Origin of the sequence: Thioalkalivibrio sp. ALR17-21, from assembly GCF_000420185.1 — a bacterium.
Classification (GTDB): Bacteria; Pseudomonadota; Gammaproteobacteria; order Ectothiorhodospirales; family Ectothiorhodospiraceae; genus Thioalkalivibrio; species Thioalkalivibrio halophilus.
Genome location: NZ_ATUL01000006.1, coordinates 78,091 through 99,597 on the forward strand (window position 1 = coordinate 78,091; position 21,507 = coordinate 99,597).

Consider the following 21,507-nt stretch of genomic DNA (forward strand, 5'->3'; position numbering starts at 1 on the left):
ACTGCAGCCATTGCCCGGTGATCCCCTGATGAATTCGTCGCAGGAGCTGCTCGACCATCTGAGCCGCAACAGCGCGCCCTACGAGGATCCGCTCCTGCGAGTGGAATGGGAGACGTTATCCCTGGACGATTTCTGGATCCCGGAACAGGCCATCTCGCTCTACGGGACACCCGAATACGAGCAGCTGCCCGAGGCGCTCAAACGGCGCCTGTCGCAATACGAATTCATCTACTTCATCAGCGGGGCCCTGTGGCTGGAGGGGCTGTTCATGGAGCGCATCGCGCGCATCTCGATGCACTCCGCCGACCGCCTCGACCGGCTCAATTACCGTCTGCACGAACTGCGCGAAGAAGCCGGTCACAGCCTGATGTTCATCGAGTTCATGCGGCGCAGCGGTCTGGAACTGCCGATCCGGCGGTTCCCCAAGCCGCGCATGGCCACGCTGGTCGGACGCTTCGCCCCGTTCGAATCGGCGATTTTCTGGATCGCGGTGATGATCGGCGAGGAGGTCCCCGACCGCATGAACCGGCTGATCCGCCGCCACCGCGAGGACATCAGCCCCGCCGTGCATGACGTGGTCACCACGCACATGATCGACGAGGCCCGGCACATGGCCCACGCCCGGGATACGCTGGAACAGCACATGGAAACCCTGCCGAACTGGCAGAAGATGCTGTACCGCCCCCTGATGCGCCGGGTGTTCCGCCAGTTCGTGCACGCCTTCTATTACCCCACGCCGGACATCTACCACCTTGCGGGACTGCCCGAAGGCCCCGATTACCGCCGGATCGCGCGGAACAACCCGCAGCGGGCCGCGTTCATCGACGACTGCGTGGACCCCGCTCTGCAGATCCTGCGCCAGCAGGGTCTCGTACTCCACTGGCGCTGACCCGAACCGGCCGCTGATCCGAATCACGGATCCGGAGCGGCACGATGCGCTACCCTTCGGCCCATGCGCCCGACCCGCCGCCTCCGCCCCGCACTCTCCACGCGCCACCAGATCGAACTGGGCGTGTTCATCGTGGTGCTGGTCGCGCTCGCCCTGCGGGTGTGGCTGCAGCCCGCGCCGGTCACCGAGCAGATCCAGTTCCGCGAGGAACTGCGGGTGGCCTTCGTGGAACACGCCCTGGGCCGCTCCGACCTGGCGGACTACGGCGGGCGCGAACAACTGGAACTGGAGCTCCTCGACCGCCTCGCCGAACGTCTGGGCGTTTCCCTGGAGGTCCGGCGCGTGGAACGCCCCGCGGATGTCCACGCCCTGCTGCGGGCCGGTCGCGTCGATCTTGGAGCCGGTCTTCTGGTACCGCCGGGCGACGATTCCGGACTACGACGGGGCCCCGAGATTCTCGAGGTTCAGCGTATCCTGGCCTACTGGCGGGGTTCCGCGAACGGCGGCCCCCTGCTGTCGCCCATGGACATCCCCGCAGGCAGCCGGATCGGCGTCCCCGCGGGGGCATCGCTGCCGCCCATGCTGCATCGCCCGCACCGGGAGGATGGCCAGGATGACGTCGCCACCACGGACCCGCACGAGATCCTGCCCCTGCCCGGGCCGCAGCTCATGCGCGACGCCCTGGAGCGCGGCGAGATCGATTTTGCCCTGATGACATCGCTGGAATACCGGCGCCTGCAGCGGCTGCATCCCGAACTGCGCGCCGGGTACGAACTGTCCGGAAACACCCCGGTAGTCTGGCTGTTGCCCGACCGTGGCGACACCAGCCTGGAGCGCGAGGCACGGGCACTCCTGGATGAACTGCGGGGGCACGGTGCGCTGGAGCGGCTCATCGATCAGTATCTGGGTCACCTGGAAACCCACGACCTGGTCGATACCCTGACCTTCGAACGACGCGTCCATGACCGTCTGGAACGCTTTCGCGATCTGTTCGAGGCCGCCGGCGAGAAATACAACCTCGACTGGCGCTTCATTGCCGCCGTGGCCTACCAGGAATCGCACTGGAACCCCGACGCGGTCTCGCCCACGGGGGTGCGGGGCCTGATGATGCTGACCCGAGCCACCGCGCAGGATCTCGGGATCCCCGACCGCACCGATCCACAGGCTTCGGTGGACGGAGGCACGCGCTACCTCCTGCAGATGCGCGAACGCCTCCCCGAAAGCATCCCCGAACCGGATCGCACCTGGATGACCCTGGCCGCCTACAACGTGGGCCTGGGGCATGTGAACGACGCACGTGCGCTGGCCGCCAACAACGGCGACGATCCGGACCGCTGGGTCGACGTGAAGGAATGGCTGCCGCGACTGGCCGAATCCCGCTGGTACGAACAGACCCGGCACGGCTACGCCCGCGGCTGGGAGCCGGTCAGCTACACCCGCAATATCCGCAGTTACTACGACAAGCTGATGCAGCGCTTCCCCGAACCCGGCGATCGCGTGCAGCCCCCCGCCCCCGGTTACCGCAACACCCCCCTGGCACTGTAGCCGGGTTATTCGGCACGCCCGCCCGACGATCCGGCACAGTAGCGTGCCAGCAGGGACACGTCGGCGTCACCGCGCCCGTCCGCGCAGGCGGCGTCCACGGCAGCGCCGATCCGCCGGACCCCGTCCAGTTCCAGACCCGTGCGCCGGGCCAGCTCGGCCACAATCCCGGCGTCCTTCTGGTAGAGTCCCAGCTGGAACCCGGGCTCGAAGTCGCCGTCCAGCAGCCGCTGGCCGTGCACCTCGAGGATCCGCGATCCGGCAAAACCGCCCAGCAGCGCCTCGCGGATGCGTGCGGGATCCACGCCCTGCCCCTCGGCCAGCGCAAAGGCCTCGCCGATCGCCGCCAGGGTTTCGCCGACCACCAGCTGGTTGCAGGCCTTGGCGATCTGCCCGGCACCGCTGTCACCGACATGGGTGAGCGTGGAGCCCACGGCCTCCAGCAGGGGCCGGATCTGCTCGACCGCGTCCGCGGGCCCGCCGATCATCAGGCTCAGGGTACCGGCGCGGGCACCGGGCTCGCCCCCCGAAACCGGGGCGTCGATGAACACCATGTCACGCTCCGCCGCGGCGCGTGCGAGCTCGCGGGAACGTACCGGCTCGATGGTGCTGTGGTCGATGATGATCAGGCCCGGACGACCGTGTTCGAGCACCCCGCCGGGCCCCTCCATCAGGGCCGCGACGTCGGGCGTATCCGAAACGTTGAGCACCAGGACACGGACCTGCGCGAGCAGCCCGGCCAGATCCCCGTGCACCCGGGCACCCTCCGGTTCGAAGGCCCGCGCCTGTTCCGGACGTCGGGCCCAGACATGCACCTCGGCCCCCGCAGCAAGCAGGTTGCGGGTCATGGGCGCGCCCATGATGCCCAGGCCCACGCAGCCGACCGGCTGCAACGCGGCGGGGATCGTCGCTGACGACATGGGAAACTCCTCGGACTGGAAATCCGGCCAACGTAGCAGAAAAGGAGCCCGCATTGATTCGCAACCTCAGTCCGCACGCCACCGGTGCCCTGTTCGCGTTCATCGGAGTCATGGCGATCAGCTTCGACGGCCTGCTGGTACGCCTCGCCGATGCCAGCGCGCCGGACATCCTGTTCTGGCGCGGCCTGTTCATGGCGATCACCCTCACCGTCGTGCTGCGACTGATGAACGGGCGCTGGACCTGGGCCTGCATGCAGCGCGGCGGCATGGACGCATGGTGGACCGCGACCGGATTCGCTGCCACCAACTATCTGTTCGTCCTCGCGGTTTTGCATACTACCGTCGCGAACGCCGTGGTCATCCTCGCCGCCTCGCCGCTGTTCGCGGCCCTGTTTTCAGGCCTGATCCTGCACGAATGGATCCCGCTGCGGACCTGGGTCGCGATCCTGCTCAGCCTGGCCGGCATCGTCGGCGTGTTCGCCGGCTCGCTGGAAACCGGCGGCTGGCTGGGGGACCTGTTCGCGCTGGGCGCGGCCATGGTGGTCGGCCTCAAGCTGACCCTGCTGCGCCGTTCGCCGCAGATCGACCGGCTCGCGGTGATCGCCACCGGCGGCCTGCTGGGCGCGGTGATTGCGCTCTTCTTCGCCGCGCCGCTGGCGGTGTCGGCCACCAGCCTGGCCACACTGCTGCTGATGGGCGCGGTGCAGCTGCCACTGGCGCTGGTGATGATCGCCCTGGCCACCCGCCACCTCCCGGCCGGGGAAGTCGCCCTGTTCCTGGTCCTGGAAGCGGTGTTCGGTACCCTGTGGGTCTGGCTGTTCCTGGCCGAGGCGCCGCCGCTGATGACGCTCGTCGCGGGGACGGCCGTTCTGGTAACCCTGGCTCTGCACGCGCTGGCCAGCTGGCGCGACGACGAGGCACGCTGAAAGCCGGTTATACTCGGCGACAGGGAACAGTACGGGGAGCCCCATGCCGGGAAGGCACGATCCACCCGCGAAGAGTCACGGACATCCGGCACGGAGGTACGCGTTACTGGCCTGGATATTGATGGGCTTCCTGCTGCTGTCGCTCGCCGGCGGCACCGCCCAGGCCCAGACCCCGGGTGGCGAACCCGACGACGCCGACGGGGCCTCCCCTGCCATCACCCTGCATTTCTTCTGGACCCGCGAGTGCCCCCGCTGCCTCGACGCACTGCCCGTGGTCCATCAGCTGGCGCAGGACTACCCCTGGCTGGACGTGCGCAGCTACGACCTGACCGCACACCCGCAACTGGGCTCGCTCTACCGCCAGATGGCCGCCGAACGCGGCGAACAGGCCCGGGCGGTGCCCGGTTTCCTGTTCTGCGGCGCGATGCTCGAGGGGTTCGACACGCGCGGACGCCAGGAGGCCCGGCTGCGCGAACTGCTGGAGACCTGTCACCGGCGGGTTCAGGCCGGCGAACCACCCGAGCTGGAACGCGCGCTGTGGACCGAGGCCGAACCGCTGCGCCTGCCCCTGTTCGGCGAGCTGCACCCCGACCGGCTGTCCCTGCCGGCGCTGACGCTGATCCTCGCGGGCTTCGACGCGTTCAATCCCTGCGCCTTCTTCGTCCTGCTGTTCCTGTTGAGCGTGGTGGTGCACAGCCGCAGCCGGGGCCGCATCCTGCTGATCGGCGGGGTCTTCGTGGCCATCTCCGGGGTCATCTATTTCACCTTCATGACCGCCTGGCTGAACGCCTTCCTGGTGCTCGGCGAGATGCCCCTGATCACGCGCATCGCCGGGGCCGTGGCGCTGGCGATGGCGCTGATCAATATCAAGGACTACTTCCTGTTCAAGCGCGGGGTATCGCTGAGCATCCCGGACTCGGCCCGGCCCGGACTGTTCCGCCGCATGCGGGAGCTGACCCAGGCCGACAGTCTGCCCTGGGTGCTGGGCGCCACCGTGGTCCTGGCGGTGGTGGTCAACCTCTACGAGATCCTGTGCACCCTGGGCTTCCCGATGATCTACACCCGGATCCTGACCACCCACGACCCCGGCGCGGCAGGCTATTACGGCTATCTGTTCGCGTACAACCTGATCTACGTACTGCCGATGCTGGCGATCGTCGCACTGTTCGCCTTCACCCTGGGCAACCGCAAGCTGCAGGAACACGAGGGGCGCCTGCTCAAACTGCTGTCCGGGATGATGATGCTGGCGCTGGGCCTGTTACTGCTGCTGCGCCCGGACCTGCTCTCCAGCCCCGCGTTCGCGATCGGGGCGATCGGCGTGGCCGTCCTGCTGACGCTGATCATCCGCCGGTTCACCCGAGCGCGCGCCTCGAGCTGAGGAGGTTCCTGTCACACCCGGGCCGTCGGCTCGAACGGGACGACCAGAGCCTGCTCCTCCTCCTGCATCCGCTCGCGTTCTTCCTCGGCCGCATCCTGCAGCCCGAAGAACCACACCACGAACAGCAGCGTGAACACGATGAAGAACGTCATCCCCGCCCAGGACAGTACATGCATGACCGGACCCGGGCGGTCCTTCTCCGCCACCTCGGGGCGCTGGATGGCGCGGTAATTGAGCCAGGCGAACACCGGGGAAGTCAGGAACGACACCACCATCGCGAACTGCAGCATCGCCAGCAGATCGGTCAGCAGAAACTGAATAATCACGATGCAGACCACCACCGTGAACAGCAGCCATGCGACCAGCGCGCGCCGCAGCCCCGCCTCCGGGCGGTCGAACAGCAGCAGTGTGCTCATCGCCAGCGAGCGCGGCCAGCCGTCCATGCAGGTCAGGGTGGTACTGAACATCGCGGAAAACGCCGCCAGCACGATCAGCCAGTGCGCCCAGTCGCCGATGGTCGAGGTGTACATCTCGATGAACCGGCCGGAGAACTCGCCGGCGGTCATGTCGGCCAGCCCGATGCCGGTCCCGGAGTGGTACATCACCAGCGCCCCCAGGGCGAGGAAGAACACCGCCAGGACCACGGTCACGATGTAGCCGATGTGGAAATCGGTGGTCGACTCGCCCACCGTGGCGCGGTGGCCGGTCTCGATCTCGCGCGAAGTCCGCCACAGCGACGGCCACGCCGCGATGTCGATGGGCGCCGGCATCCAGCCCATGAACATGATGATGAAGCCGATGGAGGCAAGGTCCCAGGGGTCGCGTCCGACGAACCCCTCGGGGATCTCCGCGCTCTGCCAGATCGCCACGATCACCGCGGTCAGGGTGGACACCGCCAGCAGGAAAACCACGACCTTGGCGATCTTGTCCAGCAGCTGATAATGCCCGGCGATGATGATGGCGGCACACAGCAACAGGATGCCGATGGCGATCCCGGTTACATGCTCGGCCGCATCCACGAACGGGAACGCCAGAAACAGACTGGCGGAGATGAACGCGACCCCCGCGGTATTGAGGAAGGCATTGACCAGATTCAGGCCAAAGAAGGCCGCGAGGAAGCCCTTCCCCATGCGCCGGTAGCCATGCAGGATCGTGTCGCCGGTGGCCGCGCGGTACGTCACCGCGTACAGGAAGAACGGGTACTTGAACAGGTTGGCCAGCAGCAACAATCCCAGCAGGGACCAGCCGTAAAGTGCACCGGCCTGGGTCGAGGACACCAGATGGGAACCGCCGATCGCGGCGCCGGCCATCAGGATGCCTGGCCCGATGGCCTTGCCCAGATCCGTCCGGGGTTGCCAGAACAGCTGCATCGATCACCTCGCGTTGGCCGGAACAGTCTGCCGCAGAGCTGCTGCCTTTACAGGAGCGCGCTTGCGCGCGAACGCGGCGAAGGGTAGCGCATTGCCCCGGCGACGACCATGGGCACCGGAAATCCCCGTGCTGTCCTGCCCCCTTCGCGGCACCCGGCGGGAACACCTTACACTGTGCGGGATCCCGACTACTCGTTTTGCGAAAAGGACACCCCTTGACCGCCATCCGCATCCAGGACCTGCGCAAGTGGTACGACGGCACGCCGGTGGTGGACGGCGTGAATCTGGAGATCCCGGAGGGCGAGTTCTTCGGCCTGCTGGGTCCCAACGGCGCGGGCAAGACCACTACCCTGCGCATGCTGCTGGGCCTCACGCCCATTGATGCCGGTCACATCGAGGTTTTCGGCCGGAGCATGCCCGAGGGCGAGCGGGCGGTACGCCACCAGCTGGGCGTGGTGCCGCAGTTCGACACCCTGGATCCGGATTTCACCGTCAGCGAGAACATGACCACCTATGCCTCGTATTTCGGCCTCTCCGGCCCCTCGCTGCACACGCACATCGACCGGCTGCTGGAACGGGTGAACCTGAGCGACAAGCGCGACGCGCCGATCCAGTCACTGTCCGGGGGCATGAAGCGCCGCCTGACCCTCGCCCGCGCGCTGATCAACGACCCGGCCGCGGTCATCCTCGACGAACCCACCACCGGCCTCGATCCCCAGGCCCGCCATCACCTCTGGCGACAGCTGCGCGAACTGCGTGCCTCGGGTGTCACCCTGGTGCTGACCACGCATTACATGGAGGAGGCCGAGGAGCTGTGCGATCGCATCGCGATCATCGACCATGGCCGCATCATCGCCTGTGACTCCCCCGCCCGGCTGATCCGCGAACACGTCGAGCCCTGGGTGGCCACGGTCGCCGGCCGCGGCGCCGCCGCATCCATCGAAAACGAACTGGGGCCGCATGACCGCGCCCACCAGGTGGCCGACACCTGGCTGATCTACACCCCCGACCCGGAAGGCCTGCGCGGCCGGCTGGAGGCGCGCGGAGAACGCATGGGCCTGCGCGAGGCCAACCTCGAAGACGTCTTCCTCAAGCTCACCGGCCACGACCTGCGGGACTGAATGCCCATGCGCCAGCGCACCCACCCCCTGCTGCCCCGCCCCGGCCCGCGCCTGTTCACGGTGTGGCGCCGCAATCTGCGGGTGTGGCGCAAACTGATGCTGCCGGCGGTGGTCGGCAATTTCGGCGAACCGATCCTCTACCTGCTCGCGTTCGGGGTCGGCTTTGGCGCCATGGTGGGCGAGGTCGACGGCATGCGCTACATGGTGTTCATCGCCTCCGGCATCGTCGCCTCCAGCGCGATGATGACCGCCAGCTTCGAGGGCATGTACTCGGCCTATACGCGCATGGCGGAACAGAACACCTGGCTCGGCATGCTTGCGACCCCGCTGACCCTGGACGACATCGTCTTCGGCGAGGCGATCTGGGCGGCCACCAAGGGCCTGGTCAGCGCCATCACCGTGCTGATCGTCGCCAGCCTGCTGGGCCTGGTGACCGACGCGCGCGCCCTGCTCGCACTGCCGGTGATCTTCCTCGCCGCCTTCACCTTCGGCGCGCTGGCGCTGGTCATCACCTCGCTGGCACGCAGCTACGACTTCTTCCTCTACTACTTCACCCTGGCGGTCACCCCCATGCTGCTGCTGTCCGGGGTATTCTTCCCCCTGGAACAGCTCCCGGGCTGGGTGCAGACCCTCGCCTGGTTGCTGCCGCTGGCCCACGTGATCGAACTGGTACGGCCGTTGATGACCGGCGACTGGCCGGTCCGGTGGCTGCCCCATCTCGCGGTCATCATTGGCTACGGTGTACTGGCCATCAGCGTGGCCAGCTACCGCATCCGTCGCCGCCTTCTTCGCTGACCCCGAAAAATCAATTGACAGCGTTAACAAAAGGGATTTAGCTTCAGTTCCGCCCGCAGCCGCCGTAAGCCTGCAAGAGACCCGGCAACACGGCCTTTCCCGAGGGGGAAACATGAAGAAGAATCTTCCGGTCACCCAACGTGAGGTGGACTACCCCGAGAGCGCCAATATTCTTTCCACTACCAACCTCAAGGCCGCCATCACCTACGTGAACCCGGATTTCCTCCGGATCAGCGGTTTCGAGCACGAAGAGCTGATTGGCAAGAACCACAACGTCATCCGCCACCCGGACATGCCGCCGGCCGCCTTCGCCGATCTCTGGAACACCATCAAGAGCGGACGCTCGTGGATGGGCATGGTCAAGAACCGCTGCAAGAAGGGGACCACTACTGGGTCAGCGCCTATGTCACTCCGGTCATGCGGGATGGTCAAGTAGTTGAATACCAGTCCGTACGCACCAAACCCCGGCGCGAACACGTAGAAGCGGCCGAACGCGTCTATGCCGATCTGATGCAGGAGCGCACGCCACTGGCCCTGCGCCTGCCCCGGATGGGCATCAAGACCCGGGCCCTTGCTTCCATCGCCGGCGGGCTGGCGGCCGGGCTGGGCGTGGCCGCCGCCTTTACCGGCCTGACAGCCCCCAGTGCCGCAGTGATCGCCGCTTCGGGACTGGTGGTGGGTGGCGGACTGGCGTGGAACGGTCTTTCTCCGTTATGCAACGCGGTCGCCCGGGCGCGCCGACTCACCGGCAACCCGATCAGCCAGTACATCTATACCGGCCGCATGGACGAAGCCGGGGAACTGGAATTCGCCATGCGGATGCTGGAAGCCGAAGCCGGCGCGGTGGTCGGCCGCATGGGCGACGCGGCGGAACAGCTCGGCGAGACTGCCGAAGGCCTGACGGCCGCGGTCAATGAAAGCCGCTCCGCCTGCGACCGGCAGCAGCAGGAGACCGAGGAGGTCGCCAGTGCGACCAACCAGATGGTCAACAGTGTGCAGGACGTTGCCCGCAGCGCACAGAGCACCGCGGACGCCGCCGATCAGACCGATTCCGAGGCCCGCGAAGGCCAGGAAATCGTCCAGAAAAGTACCCGCTCGATCGAAACCCTGGGTGAAGAAGTTGCGCGCGGAGCCGCGGTCATGAGCGAACTGGGGGAAGAAAGCGAGAAAATCAGCAGCGTTCTGGACGTCATCCGGGGTATCGCGGAGCAGACCAACCTGCTCGCCCTGAATGCGGCCATCGAGGCCGCCCGCGCCGGCGAACAGGGTCGCGGGTTCGCCGTGGTCGCCGACGAGGTCCGCACCCTCGCCAGCCGGACCCAGAACTCCACCTCCGAAATCCAGGCGATGATCGAAAGGCTTCAGGACCGGGCCCGGGCCGCCTCGGAAGTCATGAACCAGAGCCATGAACAGGCCCGTGCGAGTGTCGACCAGGCCCGCCGAGCCGCCGAATCCCTGACTCATATCACCGAAGGGATCGCGCGCATACGCGACATGAGCAATCAGATCGCCGCCGCCGTGGAAGAACAAGGGACCGCCGGAGGCGAGATTAACCGCGGCGTGGAAACCATTCGCAGTGCGGCCGACACGACGGCCACGCGCGCCGGGGACAGCCATGGTGCCGCCCGTTCCGTCAGCGAACTGGCGGCCGGTCTGCAGAATCTCTCCCGACAATTCTGGGAGCAGCGGCGTCAGGGTTGAAGAGACACGGATTCATGCGCGCACTCACCGGGCCCGGTCTGGTAGGTTATTCCTCCTGCCAACTGGTTCCGGAGGGCTCATGAAGGCCTGGTTGTTTGCAATCTTCATCACTCTGATCCTGCCCGCCACCGCGCTGGCGGAAAACGTCCAGATCCGCGACCTCGAAAAAGGCGAAGGCCCCGAGGTCGTGCGTCATGACACCGTGACCGTACATTACACCGGCTGGGTGTACGAGGATGGCGAGGACCAGGGCGAACCTTTCGACTCCAGTCGCGACCGCGGCCAGCCGTTTACCCTGACCCTGGGCGCCGGCGAGGTCATTCCGGGCTGGGAGAAGGGCCTGGAAGGCATGCGCGAGGGCGGGAAGCGCGAGATCATCATCCCGCCGGAACTGGGCTACGGGTCACGCGGCGCCGGTGACGTGATCCCGCCGAACGCCACTCTGCGCTTCGAAGTGGAGATCCTGGAAGTGGAGCGGGCGCCCTTCGGCGGCCTGAACAATAACGAGCTGGCCGGGATGCTCGAACGCGACGACGTCACGATCATCGACATCCGCCGCCCCGACGAATGGGCCGAGACGGGGGTGGTGAAAGGAAGTCTGCGCATGACCGCCTTCGACGAACGCGGCCAGTTCATTCCGCAATTCGGTCAGGCGTTCACCGATGCGGTAGACCCGGATGACACCGTGGTCCTGATCTGCCGCACCGGCAGCCGCACCGGCGTACTGGCCCGCGCGCTGGCCGACGGTCTCGGGTACGAGGACGTCCATAACGTCACCGACGGCATCAAGCACTGGCTGGAAGAAGACCGCGTGGTGCAGCACGACTGCCCCGACACCGAGGAGACGGCGGTTTGCTGATGCGGCGACATGGCGGCCCCGGTGCCCTGGGTCTGGTCCTGCTGCTGCTCGCCGCCCCGGCACCGGGCGAAGAAGACAATCGCGAGGACCTTCCGGCGGTGCTCCCCGAGCCGGTGACCAGCACGCATTCGCTGGAAACGGTGGACGGCGAACGGCTGGAGTACCGCGCGACGGTCGGCTACACCCCGCTGGGCGAGGATCGCGAACACCCCGAGGCGCGGGTCTTCAGCGTAGCCTATACGATGGGCGACGAAGAAGCCGACCGCCCGGTGACCTTCCTGTTCAACGGCGGACCGGGGGCGGCCTCGGCCTATCTCAACGTCGGCGGACTCGGACCGCGGGTGCTGGAGACCGACGAGCGTGGCCTGTCGGCCACCACCCCGCCGCGCCTGGTGGACAACCCGAAGACCTGGCTGGCATTTACCGACCTGGTCTTCGTGGATCCACCGGGCACCGGCTTCAGCCGGGTCATGGAGGCCGGCGATCCCGAAGATTTCTTCGAGCCGGAGGGCGACCTGGCCGCGCTGGAAGAAACCCTGGAACGCTGGCTGGACGACCACGGACGGCGCGGCGACCCGGTGTACCTCGGCGGGGAAAGCTATGGCGGCTATCGCGCCGGTGCCCTGCCGGCGCGGCTGATGCGCAACTCCGGCATCAGCGTCTCGGGCACGGTGCTGGTCTCCCCCGCGCTGGATTTCGGCATGCTCGAGGGCGGCACCGGCCGCCCGCTCCCGCACGCACTGATGCTGCCGGCGCTGACCGCCTCGGCCCGCGCGCATGACCGCCTGGGCGATGACCCGCCGAGCCTCGAGCAGGCGGAGGCATTCGCGCTGGGGGACTATCTCGAAGGCCTGCTGCATCCGGAGCGGATCGACGCGGACTGGATCGATGAAGTGGCCCGATTCACCGGGATCGACCGCGACCACCTGCGCGCGACCGGCGGCCGCGTCACCCTGAACATGGCGCAGCGTGGCCTGCTGCGGGACGAGGGCCGGCTGGTCAGCCTGTACGACGGCGGGATCGATTCGCCCGATCCGGTCCCGACCCGCACGCGGCCGCGGGCCGATGCCATCCTCGACGGTCTGGTGGCCCCGCTGTCCACCGCCATGCTGGACCACCTGCGCAACACCCTGGACTGGTCACACGGGCATCAGTATCGCCTGCTCAGCCGCGAAGTCTTCGGTGCCTGGGACTGGGACAGCTCGCAGCGGACCGGCCCGGCCTCGGCGATGGACGACCTGGCCACCGCGCTGGCACTGGATCCCCGCTTTCGCATCTTCAGCGTGCACGGCGAGGCCGACCTGATCACCCCCTACTTCGCCACCGAATGGCTGCTGGGGCAGATCGCGCATGCCGCGGACCCGGGCGACGACGAGCGCATCGTCACCGGCCGCTATCCCGGCGGGCACATGCTGTACATGCGTGCCGACACCAACGCCGAGCTGTTCGACGACGCCCGGCGCTTCTACACCGGACACGCAGCAGACGAAGACGGGACCGCAGCGGACCCCGACTGACGGCTTGCCGACCCGGGCGCCCTCCGGTTACTGTAATTATGAACAGTATCCGGAGCTGCCCTCGTGTCGTCCGACCCCTCGCTTACCCCGCGCCAGCAGGCCATCCTCGACTACATCACCGAGGTGGTCACCACCCAGGGCACCGCGCCCACGCGCAACGAGATCGCCACGGCCTTCGGCTTTCGCTCGCCCCATGCGGCGGAATGCCACCTCAAGGCCCTGGCGCGCAAGGGCGCGATCGAACTGGTCGGCGGAGCGGCCCGCGGGATCCGCCTGCCTCCCGACACGCGCCCCTCGCCCGCCACGCCCTCGGGAGCGGAGGGCATCCCCCTGATCGGCCGGGTTGCGGCCGGCTCGCCGCTGCTGGCCACCGAACACATCGAGGGGCACTACCAACTCGGCGACGCACTGTTCCGGGCCCGTCCCGACTACCTGCTGCGGGTGCACGGCGAAAGCATGCGTGATGCCGGCATCCTCGACGGCGACCTGCTGGCCGTGCGCCGCACCCCGGAGGCCCGGGAGGGCCAGATCGTGGTCGCGCGCATCGAGGACGAGGTCACGGTCAAGCGCTTCCGGCGCGATGGTTCGCGGATCCGTCTGCTGCCCGAAAACCCCGATTTCAGCCCCATCGAGGTCGATCCCGAACGCCGCGAACTCGCGATCGAGGGGATCGGCGTAGGGGTACTGCGAAATCTGGAAGGCGAATGACCCGCGCCCTGGACTCGCTGCTGGAACACCCGGCCCTGTGGCGCGGCCGCCAGGGCGCCCCCGTCAGTGGCGACGCGGTCTGGCCGGCGGGCACGCCCGAACTGGAAAAGGCCCTGGGCGGCGGCTGGCCGCGCGGCCAGCTGGTGGAACTGCTGGGCGCGCCCTTCGGCAGCGGCGAGACCCGCCTGCTGGTGCCCATGCTCGCCGCCTGCGGACGCGCCCGGCTGTGGACCGCCCTGATCGGCCCGCCCGCGACCCCCTGGCTGCCCGGCTGGCAGCAGCTGGGTATCCCTCCGGAGCGGGTCCTGCTGGTGCAGGCCGAACAGGACCCCGAACGCCTGTGGAGCGCGGAACAGTGCCTGCGTGACCCGGCCTTTGGCGCACTGCTGGTCTGGATCCACGGCCCTGCGGAAACCGCGCGCCTGCGCCGTCTGCGCCTGGCGGCCGGCGAAAGCCGCGCCTGTGCCGTGCTCTACCGTCCGCCGCAGGCGGCCGAACAGCCCTCGCCAGCGCATCAGCGCCTGCAGTGGCAACCACATGGCCGAGGCCTGCGCCTGCACTTTCTCAAGGGTAACGGCGCACAGTACCGACGCGGTCGGCCGCTGGATATCTCCGTTGCACACCCGCCCCCCGCGGAGGACGCCCCGTGATCCCGGACGCGCACCCGTCGCAACCGGCGCCCGCCCGCGACCGCGGCCCTTCGGGCCCCGCCCTGCAGCTGCTTCCGGGGCTCCCGGAGCTGCCCCGCGATTCTGCACCTGCCCCGTCCCCGAACGCCGCGCCGGGGGCCCCGGAGTGCTGGCTGGCCATCCAGCTCCCGCATCTGGCCCTGGACCTCCAGGCCCGCCGCCACGCGGATGCCGACCGTCTCGCGCAGCATCCCCTGCTGATCGTGGAACGCGGGGAACGACCCCGGGTGCATGCCGCCAACCGTGCCGCGCGCCGCGCCGGCGCCCGCCCGGGCATGCCCCTGGGCGATGCCCTGGCCCTGCTGGACACCCCGGAACTGATCGAGGACGATCCGGTGGCCCGCGCGCGCGAGATTCACCAGCTCGCCGCCGCCCTGCTGCAGTTCAGCGACCACGTGCATCCCGAACCCGGAGCACAGCGCATCCTGCTCGAGGTCGGGCGCAGCCGGCGCCTGTTCGGCGGGCTGCCGGCCCTGCGCGAACGGGCAGAGGCGGTGCTGCGCGAACTGGGTTTCCAGCCGCGCACCGGCATGGCCCGCAGCCCGGCCGCTGCGCGGCTGCTCGCCGCGCACCGGCACCCGGAGATTCCCGAGGACCGTGATGCCCTGCGTCGCAGCCTGGCTCGCTTCCCGCTGGGCACCCTGCCTCTGCCCGCAACCACCCGCGAGGCCCTGCAGGCCACCGGGCTGCGGGTGTTCGGCGAGCTGCTGCGCCTGCCCCGCGCGGAGCTGGCCCGGCGCCACGGGCCGGACCTGCTGCAGACCATCGACCGTCTGCTGGGCGATGCCTGCGAAACCCTGCCGCGTTTCGTCCCGCCGGCGACCCTGGAACTCACCCTGCGTCTGGATCACGAGATCCGTGCGAGTACGGCCCTGGTCTTCCCCTTGCGGCGCCTGCTGCAGCAGGCCGAGCAGCAACTGCGCGGCCGGGCCCTGAGCCTGCAGGGCATGCAGCTGGATCTGCAGCATCGGGAGGACACCACCCGCCTGAATCTGGAGCGCGGGCAGCCGGGCATCCGTGCGGCGGACTGGCTGAGCCTGTGGCAGACGCGGCTGGAGCGCGAGACCCTGCAGGCCCCGGTTATCGGCCTGCGCCTGCACTCGGCCGAACTGCTCGAGCCGCCCGCCACCGATGACGGGCTACTGACCGGAGACCCCGCCGGGGACCACGACGATGCCGGGCACGGCGCCGGCCACCCCAGGCACCTGCCCGCCGTGCTCGCACGCCTGCGCGCGCGTCTGGGGGCGCAACAGGTCGGACGCCTGGTCAACCGCGGCACCCCGGCCCCGGAAGATGCGCAGGAACCCGTGTTCGCCGCCATGCGGCCGGGGCCGGACACCGCCACACATCCCCCCAGCCCCGCGCAGCGGGCTTGCGGTACGGCCCTGTGGGTGCATGCCCCGGAGCCGGTGCCGGCACCCCGAAGCGGCGACACCCAGCCACTGGGGCGGTTGGAAAACGGCTGGTGGGACCGGGAGAACGACCGACGCCGCGACTATGCCCTGACCCGCGATGTCCGCGGCCGCTGGATCTGGCTGTTTCGCTGCCTGCGCAATGGGGGCTGGTTTCGCCAGGGGTACTGGGGATAAGGCCCGCTCCTTGTGTGCGGCACCGAACAGAACCCACACCGACACAAATGCATTCTCGTCCCGGCACGGGGAAGCGAGTCGTGATCATCGGCCCTGCCCCTGCCCAGGAAATATCCCGAACCCACCCCGCACAGGGACACACGACGAGGCATGCATTATGAAAAAAAAACCTTTCACGCTCATGCTCGGCTATGCCGGGACCATCCCGTTCGCCGCCCGCGTCCAGATGGTGCCGGCGGCCGGCCTGGCCCCCTCCTCGAAGGGCCTGGCTGGATATTCATGCCCGCCCCCCCGTCCGCAAACCCCGAATCAGCACGCTGAGGTAAACCCATGGATCTGATGATCAACGAACCCTTCCCCGGGTTTAACCGTCCTCTGGAGGTCCTGCGTACCTGTCACCGCCGCCTGCTGGCCTGTCTGGAGCGGCTGGAACACCTGCATGCTCACGTCCCGGAACACGGAGCGGATGCCACGGCCCAGGCCGCCGCCCAGCGCCTGCTGCATTATTTTTATTCGGCCGCTCCGCACCATCATGCCGACGAGTACGAGGACCTGTTCCCGAGGCTCAAGCGCCTGGGCGACCATCCGGCGTCTCACCCTCAGCTCCCCGCCTGGCTGGACAGCCTGACCGCGGATCACGAGGCCCTCGAAAGGGTCTGGGCCCGGCTGGAGCCGGACCTGCTGGACATCGCCGAAGGCCGCCCCGCTTCCCTCGCGGGAGCCCCGGAATGGGTCGCCCGCTATCGCCGGCACCTGAGCCTCAAGGAACAGGCCGTGCTGCCCCTGGCCGAGCACCTGCTGGACGCCGATCAGTGCCGCGCCATCGGCGAAGCCATGGCTCGCCGGCGTGACATCGAAATTGAATGCCGTGCCTGACCCCTCCGGAACGGGAGCGGGTTAAACCAACCTTTCTTTAACCCTTCCCCGACTCCGGCGGGTTCTGCGGCCCGCCGGAGTCGGCGGCATCTTCGGATTCGTCGCCGGGGACGACGAGCATGTGTCGGGCCTTGTCGAAGAGCTCGCGGGATACGTCGGGTTGTTCCTTCAGGCGCCTGCTCCAGTGCGGGAACAGGTTCTGTTCCTCGCGCCCTTCGTGCTTGGCCAGTCCGCCCGAGATCAGGGCGAAGAAGGGCGCGATGACCCAGGGTTCGTCGACCCCCTCGGAGAATTCGTGTTCCAGCATCGCGGTCTGATCCAGCAGTTCGTCATGTTCGCGCAGCATGATGGACGTCGGGTCGTCTCCGCCCGGATGGCGCGGCAGATCAAGCAGCGGAACGATCAGTTCATTCTCCACGTGAACATGGCGTCGCAGTCCGGCCACATAGGCGTGGAATGCCGGAGCGGCACCCTCGGCATCGCCGGCATTGACCCGGTGAAGGGCGCTGGCGAACAGGCGGTCGATGCGCAGGTGGTCACGAGTGAGGAGGTCGACCAGGTCGACGGGTTCGGTGTCGTCGCGCCGGCGCACGCGCAGGGTCCACAGCGGTGGCCCGGCTTTTACGGTTTCCCAGTGGATGGCGTGGCGCAGCTGCTGCGCGACGGCGGCCATCAGCAGTTCGGGCTCTTCCTCTACCAGTACGTCGAAGGTCTGGCCGGGGCCGAGTTCGCGCAGGGTGTAGTAGGCGCGGGTATGGGCATGGTCGCCCAGTCCGCGCAGGTCCAGGGTGAAATCAGTCATGGGGTTCGGGGTCCAGGTCGCGCCGGCGAGCCATGGCTTCGCCGATGGCGCGGCACTGATCGGCGTCCAGCAGGTGTTCGGCCAGGGGCAGCACGGCCTCGTCCTCGAGGGACAGATGGCGGCGATATTGTTCGATCCATTCCGCGGCCCCCTCCAGCGGGGCATCGCGTCCTTCGGCGATGTCGAGCAGGTCCGGCTCCAGGCGGGACCAGCCATTTTCCAGCGTTTCGTGCTCCGCGGTAAGACGGTCCAGCCAGTCGGGCAGCTGGGGATGGCAGTCGGGCTGATCGCCCAGGCTCCTGAGCCGCGGGAACAGGTCCTCGTCCTCGTCGGCGTGATGATGCGGCGCGGAGGCATGGAAATATTTCAGCAGCCGCTGGGCCGCGGCCTGGGCCTCGGCATCCGCGCCGTGTTCCGGGACGTGCGCATGCAAGCGTTCGAGCGTCTCCAGGCAGCCCCTGAGGCGTCGATGGCAGGCGCGCAGGACCTCGACGGGACGGTCGAAACCGGGTAATGGCTCGTTCATCTGGAGATTCATGCAAGGGCTCCCGGGTACAGAACGTCTTCCCCTGTGTAGCAGTTCGACGGCCGTGTGGCCTTGATACGGATCACATCGTGCTTCCGGGTTTGTCTTTTGCGTCATTCGACCCCAGAATCGGTCGTCAGAGGCACCGCATCCGCGTGTCCCGCCGGGCCGCCAGCGTCCCCGGTATGTGGTGTCCGTCGGCTTCCCGGCGGCCTTTTCCCTGCATGCTTTACCGGTCACCGCAGTGGCGTTGACCGGCCTCGAGAGGTGGAGTTGTGGACAAGCCCGAGATCGTTGTTTCGGCAACCGACATGGAGCGGCTGGACCAGTTGCTGGAATCCGTGTCCGCGGAGGAGTGGCCCGGCAGAACGGAGCTGGAAGCCGAACTGGATCGTGCGCGGGTGGTGGACTCGCACGAGATGCCGGCGTCGGTCGTAACCATGAACTCCAGCGTGCGCTTCCGGGTGGTGGAATCCGGGGAGGAATTCACCATGACCCTGGTCTACCCGCGTGACATGGATGACAGCGGGCAGACGCTGTCGATCATGGCGCCGGTGGGCAGTGCCCTGCTCGGACTCTCGGAAGGCGAGGAGATCGAGTGGCCGCGTCCGGGCGGGGGCGTGATGCACGTGCGCATCGACAAGGTGCTGTTTCAGCCGGAGCGGGCGGGCGAACACCATCGTTAGATTACCACGGACGCACTGCACCCACGACGCTCACCCCGAAGCGGCGGGCTCCTGACCGGACGCGTCAGGGCCCCCCGTGCCGGGCGTCAGGGTCTCCAGCCGGCCATCCGGATACAGGCCGACCACCCCGGCCCGCCCGACACCGCGCACCCGCACCCCGTCCGGGGTATATGCCTCGTAGTCCTGGTGATGGTGCCCGTGAACGATCAGTACGGCCCCCAGCAGCTCGGCCAGGCCATCAATGGTATCGAAGCCGCTCGCATGCGGCGACGGCGCCTCGTGGGTGATCAGGATATCGGCCCGCAGCCCGCGCAGGCGTTCGATGTCTTCGGGATAGATGGAGGTTCGATGGCGCCGGGGCAGACCCGGCTCGCGATCCCCGGCACCCTGCCAGCGATCGCGTTCGGGGAGCTGCGCCACATGTTCGTTTCGGGTGAAGAAGACCGGCGCCTTGCAGCGCGGGCCCCGCGGGTACCAGACGCGTCCACGGAACACCCCGCCGAGACCCGCTACCGGCCGGCCGGCCACTTCCGCGACACGCGCGTGCAAATTGCCCGCCACATAGGAACTGCCGAACACATGCGCCCAGGCCGCATCGGTATCACTCTCGTGATTGCCGGGGATCCAGTAGATCTCCGGCATCGTGGCGCCCGCCGCCACGGCTTCGCGCAACGGCGCCAGTACGGTATCCAGCGACTGTTCGCGCAGCTCCATGTCCCCCAGCAGAATCACCGCCCGTGGACGATGGCGGGCCACCGCCTCGATCAGGGGATCGAAGAGGCCATGGGGATCGCCATAGAACAGAATATCGGGTGCCACGCCGCTCCCGGGGGTTCGCGAATGCCCTACCCTAACGCATCCCCGCCCCCGGAGGCGCGCCGCCCGCGATCAGCGAAGGTAACGCCCGCGCAGCATGTTGTAGTACAGCGGCTTGATCATGTGCACCTTCAATCGCCACCACATCCAGCTCGGCTGCCCCTGGTCGATGAAGCCGAAGGTCGGGACCTCTTCCAGGGTGTAGTCAAACTCGACCAGCGACGCCTTGCCGACCTCGGTGATCAGCGGGCAGGAGGTGTAGCCGTCGAAACGCTGTTGCGGTTCGCGATCCTGCAGCACCGACACCAGGTTGTCCGGGGTCACCGACCCGTGGGCCCGGACCGTGGAGGCCGTCTTGCCGATCGCCGTGTCCACCACGTCGCCGGCGCCGAACACGTTCGGGTAGCGGGCATGCTGCAGCGTCTGGTCGTCCACGGCCAGCCAGCCGCCTTCCGCCAGACTGCCGTCTTCCACCGCCAGACCGGCCTCGCGCACCCAGTCGTGGGCGCGCATGGGCGGCACCACGTGCAGGTAGTCGTAGTCCACCGTCTCGCGATTGCCGTCGCCATCCACGAAGGTCGCACGGCGCAGCTCGGGCTCCACGCCCTGCAGCACGGATCCGGATTCGATCCCCACTCCGCGCTCGCCATAGATGTCGCGCACCATCCCGTCGAAACGTTCGACACTGAACAGCGCCCCTTCACGGACGTGATAGTGGAAATCCACCCGGTCCCGGTGACCGGCCGTGCGCAGCAGGTCTTCCGCGATCAGGGTCGCCTTGATCGGTGCACCCGCGCACTTGATCGGCGTATTCGGAATGGTGAAGCGTGCCACACCACCCTGCTCGCCCAGGCGCTGCGTCTGTTCGTACGCATGCCGCGCCTGCTCGGGGCCGGCATAGATACTGGTCAGGCCGTTCTGCCCGATATCCGCGCGCTCCAGGCCTTCGATCGCCTCGTAATCCAGATGGATCCCGGTGGCAACGACCAGGAAATCGTAATCCAGACGATCCCCGCCGGCGGTCTCGACCACCTGACTCTCCGGATCCACCGCGGCCACGTAGTCCTTCTTCCAGTCGACGCCGCGCGGGATGTAATGCTCGTTGCGCGCGGTCACGTCGCTGACCGAATAGGTCCCGGCCGCGACCAGGGTCCAGCCGGGCTGGTAGTGATGGGTCTCGCTCGGTTCCACCACGGTGATGCGCGCCCCGTCCAGCAGGTCGCGCAACCGCGCCGCCACGGTCAGCCCGGCGGCGCCGCCGCCCAGCACAACGATCCGCGCGCGGGTCTGCACACCGGCCTGCGCCGCCGCCGGCGCAGACCCAACGGCTGCCGCCGCAGTCAGCCCGCCGGTCAGTTTCAGGAAATCCCGCCGCGAAAGTCCGTCCCGCAATACCAGCGGTGCCTTTGACGAACCTGCCTTATTGCGATCTGTCATGTGTATGCCTCCTCGCGACCCCGTCATCCCGCGGGGCGTCTTTTTTCGGAGCGGTCGCCGGTGGCGCCGCGCTTCAGCCGTTCTGACATACAGATTTCGTGCCAGTGCCACAAAACCCGCAAAAACCGCATTCCGCGCCCCTCGCCCCCCCGACTCCGGAGGCTTTGTCTGCCGTGAGTGTCACTTCAATGTTCTAGACTGTCATGTGCGGCATGTACAACACCCCGGGGACTCCCTGTTCCCCGCGGGGTGCAGCCGCAAACCGCGTCGCAGCGCGAACACGCACCCCAAAGCGAGAACTGGCACGCAACTTGATTGTCATCCGGGCGGAACGCACAGCGCGTCCTCTCTCAATCGTTC

At 68.0% G+C, this 21,507-nt stretch carries 19 protein-coding genes and 1 pseudogene; 14 read left to right on the forward strand and 6 right to left on the reverse strand.

Annotation, left to right across the window (positions count from 1 at the left end; genetic code table 11):
• Positions 1-28 precede the first annotated feature (28 nt).
• Both G020_RS0104730 and mltF read left to right on the forward strand, forming a co-directional pair.
• Positions 29-889, forward strand: coding sequence for a diiron oxygenase (locus G020_RS0104730; RefSeq protein WP_018946058.1), 861 nt, complete (start codon positions 29-31; stop codon positions 887-889).
• Between the two features lie 63 nt (positions 890-952).
• Positions 953-2,434 (forward strand): membrane-bound lytic murein transglycosylase MltF, encoded by a 1,482-nt coding sequence (gene mltF, locus G020_RS0104735; RefSeq protein WP_018946059.1) that lies wholly within the window; start codon positions 953-955, stop codon positions 2,432-2,434.
• 5 nt (positions 2,435-2,439) lie between these two features.
• On the opposite strand, the gene G020_RS0104740 is transcribed toward mltF, so the two are convergent.
• A complete protein-coding gene (locus G020_RS0104740) occupies positions 2,440-3,351 on the reverse strand; it encodes an NAD(P)-dependent oxidoreductase (protein WP_024328836.1) in 912 nt (303 codons plus the stop codon).
• A 53-nt stretch (positions 3,352-3,404) separates the two neighbouring features.
• Here G020_RS0104740 and G020_RS0104745 point away from each other — a divergent pair, with 53 nt between their 5' ends.
• Both G020_RS0104745 and G020_RS0104750 read left to right on the forward strand, forming a co-directional pair.
• Positions 3,405-4,277: a DMT family transporter gene (locus G020_RS0104745; RefSeq protein ID WP_018946061.1), complete on the forward strand. Its 873-nt coding sequence runs from the start codon at positions 3,405-3,407 to the stop codon at positions 4,275-4,277.
• 121 nt (positions 4,278-4,398) lie between these two features.
• Positions 4,399-5,655, forward strand: coding sequence for a thioredoxin family protein (locus tag G020_RS0104750; RefSeq protein WP_029681205.1), 1,257 nt, complete (start codon positions 4,399-4,401; stop codon positions 5,653-5,655).
• 11 nt (positions 5,656-5,666) lie between these two features.
• Here the strand turns inward: G020_RS0104750 and G020_RS0104755 are convergent, their stop codons facing one another.
• Entirely contained in the window at positions 5,667-7,025 is a 1,359-nt protein-coding gene (locus tag G020_RS0104755; RefSeq protein WP_024328838.1) for an NRAMP family divalent metal transporter, read from the reverse strand.
• 215 nt (positions 7,026-7,240) lie between these two features.
• Here G020_RS0104755 and G020_RS0104760 point away from each other — a divergent pair, with 215 nt between their 5' ends.
• The 9 genes and pseudogenes from G020_RS0104760 to G020_RS0104800 all read left to right on the forward strand — a co-directional run bounded on the left by G020_RS0104760 (position 7,241) and on the right by G020_RS0104800 (position 16,880).
• Entirely contained in the window at positions 7,241-8,146 is a 906-nt protein-coding gene (locus tag G020_RS0104760; RefSeq protein ID WP_024328839.1) for an ABC transporter ATP-binding protein, read from the forward strand.
• A gap of 6 nt (positions 8,147-8,152) precedes the next feature.
• Positions 8,153-8,941: an ABC transporter permease gene (locus G020_RS0104765; protein WP_024328840.1), complete on the forward strand. Its 789-nt coding sequence runs from the start codon at positions 8,153-8,155 to the stop codon at positions 8,939-8,941.
• Positions 8,942-9,053: 112 nt separating this feature from the next.
• Positions 9,054-10,642: pseudogene (locus tag G020_RS14625) on the forward strand (PAS domain-containing methyl-accepting chemotaxis protein).
• Between the two features lie 79 nt (positions 10,643-10,721).
• Positions 10,722-11,501 carry an FKBP-type peptidyl-prolyl cis-trans isomerase gene (locus G020_RS0104775; protein WP_024328841.1) on the forward strand — a complete coding sequence of 260 codons (780 nt, stop codon included), beginning with the start codon at positions 10,722-10,724 and terminating at the stop codon, positions 11,499-11,501.
• Positions 11,501-13,018: a S10 family peptidase gene (locus G020_RS0104780; RefSeq protein WP_043688928.1), complete on the forward strand. Its 1,518-nt coding sequence runs from the start codon at positions 11,501-11,503 to the stop codon at positions 13,016-13,018. Before G020_RS0104775 ends, G020_RS0104780 begins: the two co-directional genes overlap by 1 nt.
• A gap of 63 nt (positions 13,019-13,081) precedes the next feature.
• Entirely contained in the window at positions 13,082-13,726 is a 645-nt protein-coding gene (gene lexA, locus G020_RS0104785) for a transcriptional repressor LexA (protein ID WP_024328843.1), read from the forward strand.
• Positions 13,723-14,376: a translesion DNA synthesis-associated protein ImuA gene (imuA, locus tag G020_RS0104790; protein ID WP_024328844.1), complete on the forward strand. Its 654-nt coding sequence runs from the start codon at positions 13,723-13,725 to the stop codon at positions 14,374-14,376. The genes lexA and imuA overlap by 4 nt, the downstream gene beginning before the upstream one ends.
• Before the next feature lie 152 nt (positions 14,377-14,528).
• The gene (locus G020_RS0104795; RefSeq protein WP_024328845.1) at positions 14,529-16,004 is read left to right on the forward strand and encodes a DNA polymerase Y family protein; all 1,476 of its coding nucleotides are present in this window, start codon (positions 14,529-14,531) and stop codon (positions 16,002-16,004) included.
• Positions 16,005-16,334: 330 nt separating this feature from the next.
• A complete protein-coding gene (locus G020_RS0104800; RefSeq protein ID WP_024328846.1) occupies positions 16,335-16,880 on the forward strand; it encodes a hemerythrin domain-containing protein in 546 nt (181 codons plus the stop codon).
• 37 nt (positions 16,881-16,917) lie between these two features.
• On the opposite strand, the gene G020_RS0104805 is transcribed toward G020_RS0104800, so the two are convergent.
• Positions 16,918-17,682: a hemerythrin domain-containing protein gene (locus tag G020_RS0104805; RefSeq protein WP_024328847.1), complete on the reverse strand. Its 765-nt coding sequence runs from the start codon at positions 17,680-17,682 to the stop codon at positions 16,918-16,920.
• A complete protein-coding gene (locus G020_RS0104810) occupies positions 17,675-18,220 on the reverse strand; it encodes a hemerythrin domain-containing protein (RefSeq protein WP_024328848.1) in 546 nt (181 codons plus the stop codon). The genes G020_RS0104805 and G020_RS0104810 overlap by 8 nt, the downstream gene beginning before the upstream one ends.
• 263 nt (positions 18,221-18,483) lie before the next feature.
• On the opposite strand from G020_RS0104810, the gene rnk reads away from it, so the two are divergent.
• Positions 18,484-18,894 carry a nucleoside diphosphate kinase regulator gene (rnk, locus tag G020_RS0104815; protein ID WP_018946075.1) on the forward strand — a complete coding sequence of 137 codons (411 nt, stop codon included), beginning with the start codon at positions 18,484-18,486 and terminating at the stop codon, positions 18,892-18,894.
• Between the two features lie 30 nt (positions 18,895-18,924).
• On the opposite strand, the gene G020_RS0104820 is transcribed toward rnk, so the two are convergent.
• Both G020_RS0104820 and G020_RS0104825 read right to left on the reverse strand, forming a co-directional pair.
• A complete protein-coding gene (locus tag G020_RS0104820; protein ID WP_024328849.1) occupies positions 18,925-19,713 on the reverse strand; it encodes a metallophosphoesterase in 789 nt (262 codons plus the stop codon).
• 69 nt (positions 19,714-19,782) lie between these two features.
• Complete coding sequence (locus G020_RS0104825; protein ID WP_029681207.1) at positions 19,783-21,147, reverse strand: NAD(P)/FAD-dependent oxidoreductase; 1,365 nt, start codon at positions 21,145-21,147, stop codon at positions 19,783-19,785.
• Between the last annotated feature and the right edge of the window lie 360 nt (positions 21,148-21,507).

What these genes read in the sequence shown, in the direction of transcription:
- G020_RS0104765 (WP_024328840.1), top strand. Translation starts at nt 8,153, where the DNA reads ATGCGCCAGCGCACCCACCCCCTGCTGCCCCGCCCCGGCCCGCGCCTG.
- G020_RS0104800 (WP_024328846.1), top strand. Translation starts at nt 16,335, where the DNA reads ATGGATCTGATGATCAACGAACCCTTCCCCGGGTTTAACCGTCCTCTG.
- G020_RS0104810 (WP_024328848.1), bottom strand. Translation starts at nt 18,220, where the DNA reads ATGAATCTCCAGATGAACGAGCCATTACCCGGTTTCGACCGTCCCGTC.
- imuA (WP_024328844.1), top strand. Translation starts at nt 13,723, where the DNA reads ATGACCCGCGCCCTGGACTCGCTGCTGGAACACCCGGCCCTGTGGCGC.
- G020_RS0104825 (WP_029681207.1), bottom strand. Translation starts at nt 21,147, where the DNA reads ATGACAGATCGCAATAAGGCAGGTTCGTCAAAGGCACCGCTGGTATTG.
- G020_RS0104740 (WP_024328836.1), bottom strand. Translation starts at nt 3,351, where the DNA reads ATGTCGTCAGCGACGATCCCCGCCGCGTTGCAGCCGGTCGGCTGCGTG.
- G020_RS0104780 (WP_043688928.1), top strand. Translation starts at nt 11,501, where the DNA reads ATGCGGCGACATGGCGGCCCCGGTGCCCTGGGTCTGGTCCTGCTGCTG.
- G020_RS0104750 (WP_029681205.1), top strand. Translation starts at nt 4,399, where the DNA reads ATGGGCTTCCTGCTGCTGTCGCTCGCCGGCGGCACCGCCCAGGCCCAG.
- G020_RS0104805 (WP_024328847.1), bottom strand. Translation starts at nt 17,682, where the DNA reads ATGACTGATTTCACCCTGGACCTGCGCGGACTGGGCGACCATGCCCAT.
- G020_RS0104755 (WP_024328838.1), bottom strand. Translation starts at nt 7,025, where the DNA reads ATGCAGCTGTTCTGGCAACCCCGGACGGATCTGGGCAAGGCCATCGGG.
- G020_RS0104775 (WP_024328841.1), top strand. Translation starts at nt 10,722, where the DNA reads ATGAAGGCCTGGTTGTTTGCAATCTTCATCACTCTGATCCTGCCCGCC.
- G020_RS0104730 (WP_018946058.1), top strand. Translation starts at nt 29, where the DNA reads ATGAATTCGTCGCAGGAGCTGCTCGACCATCTGAGCCGCAACAGCGCG.
- mltF (WP_018946059.1), top strand. Translation starts at nt 953, where the DNA reads ATGCGCCCGACCCGCCGCCTCCGCCCCGCACTCTCCACGCGCCACCAG.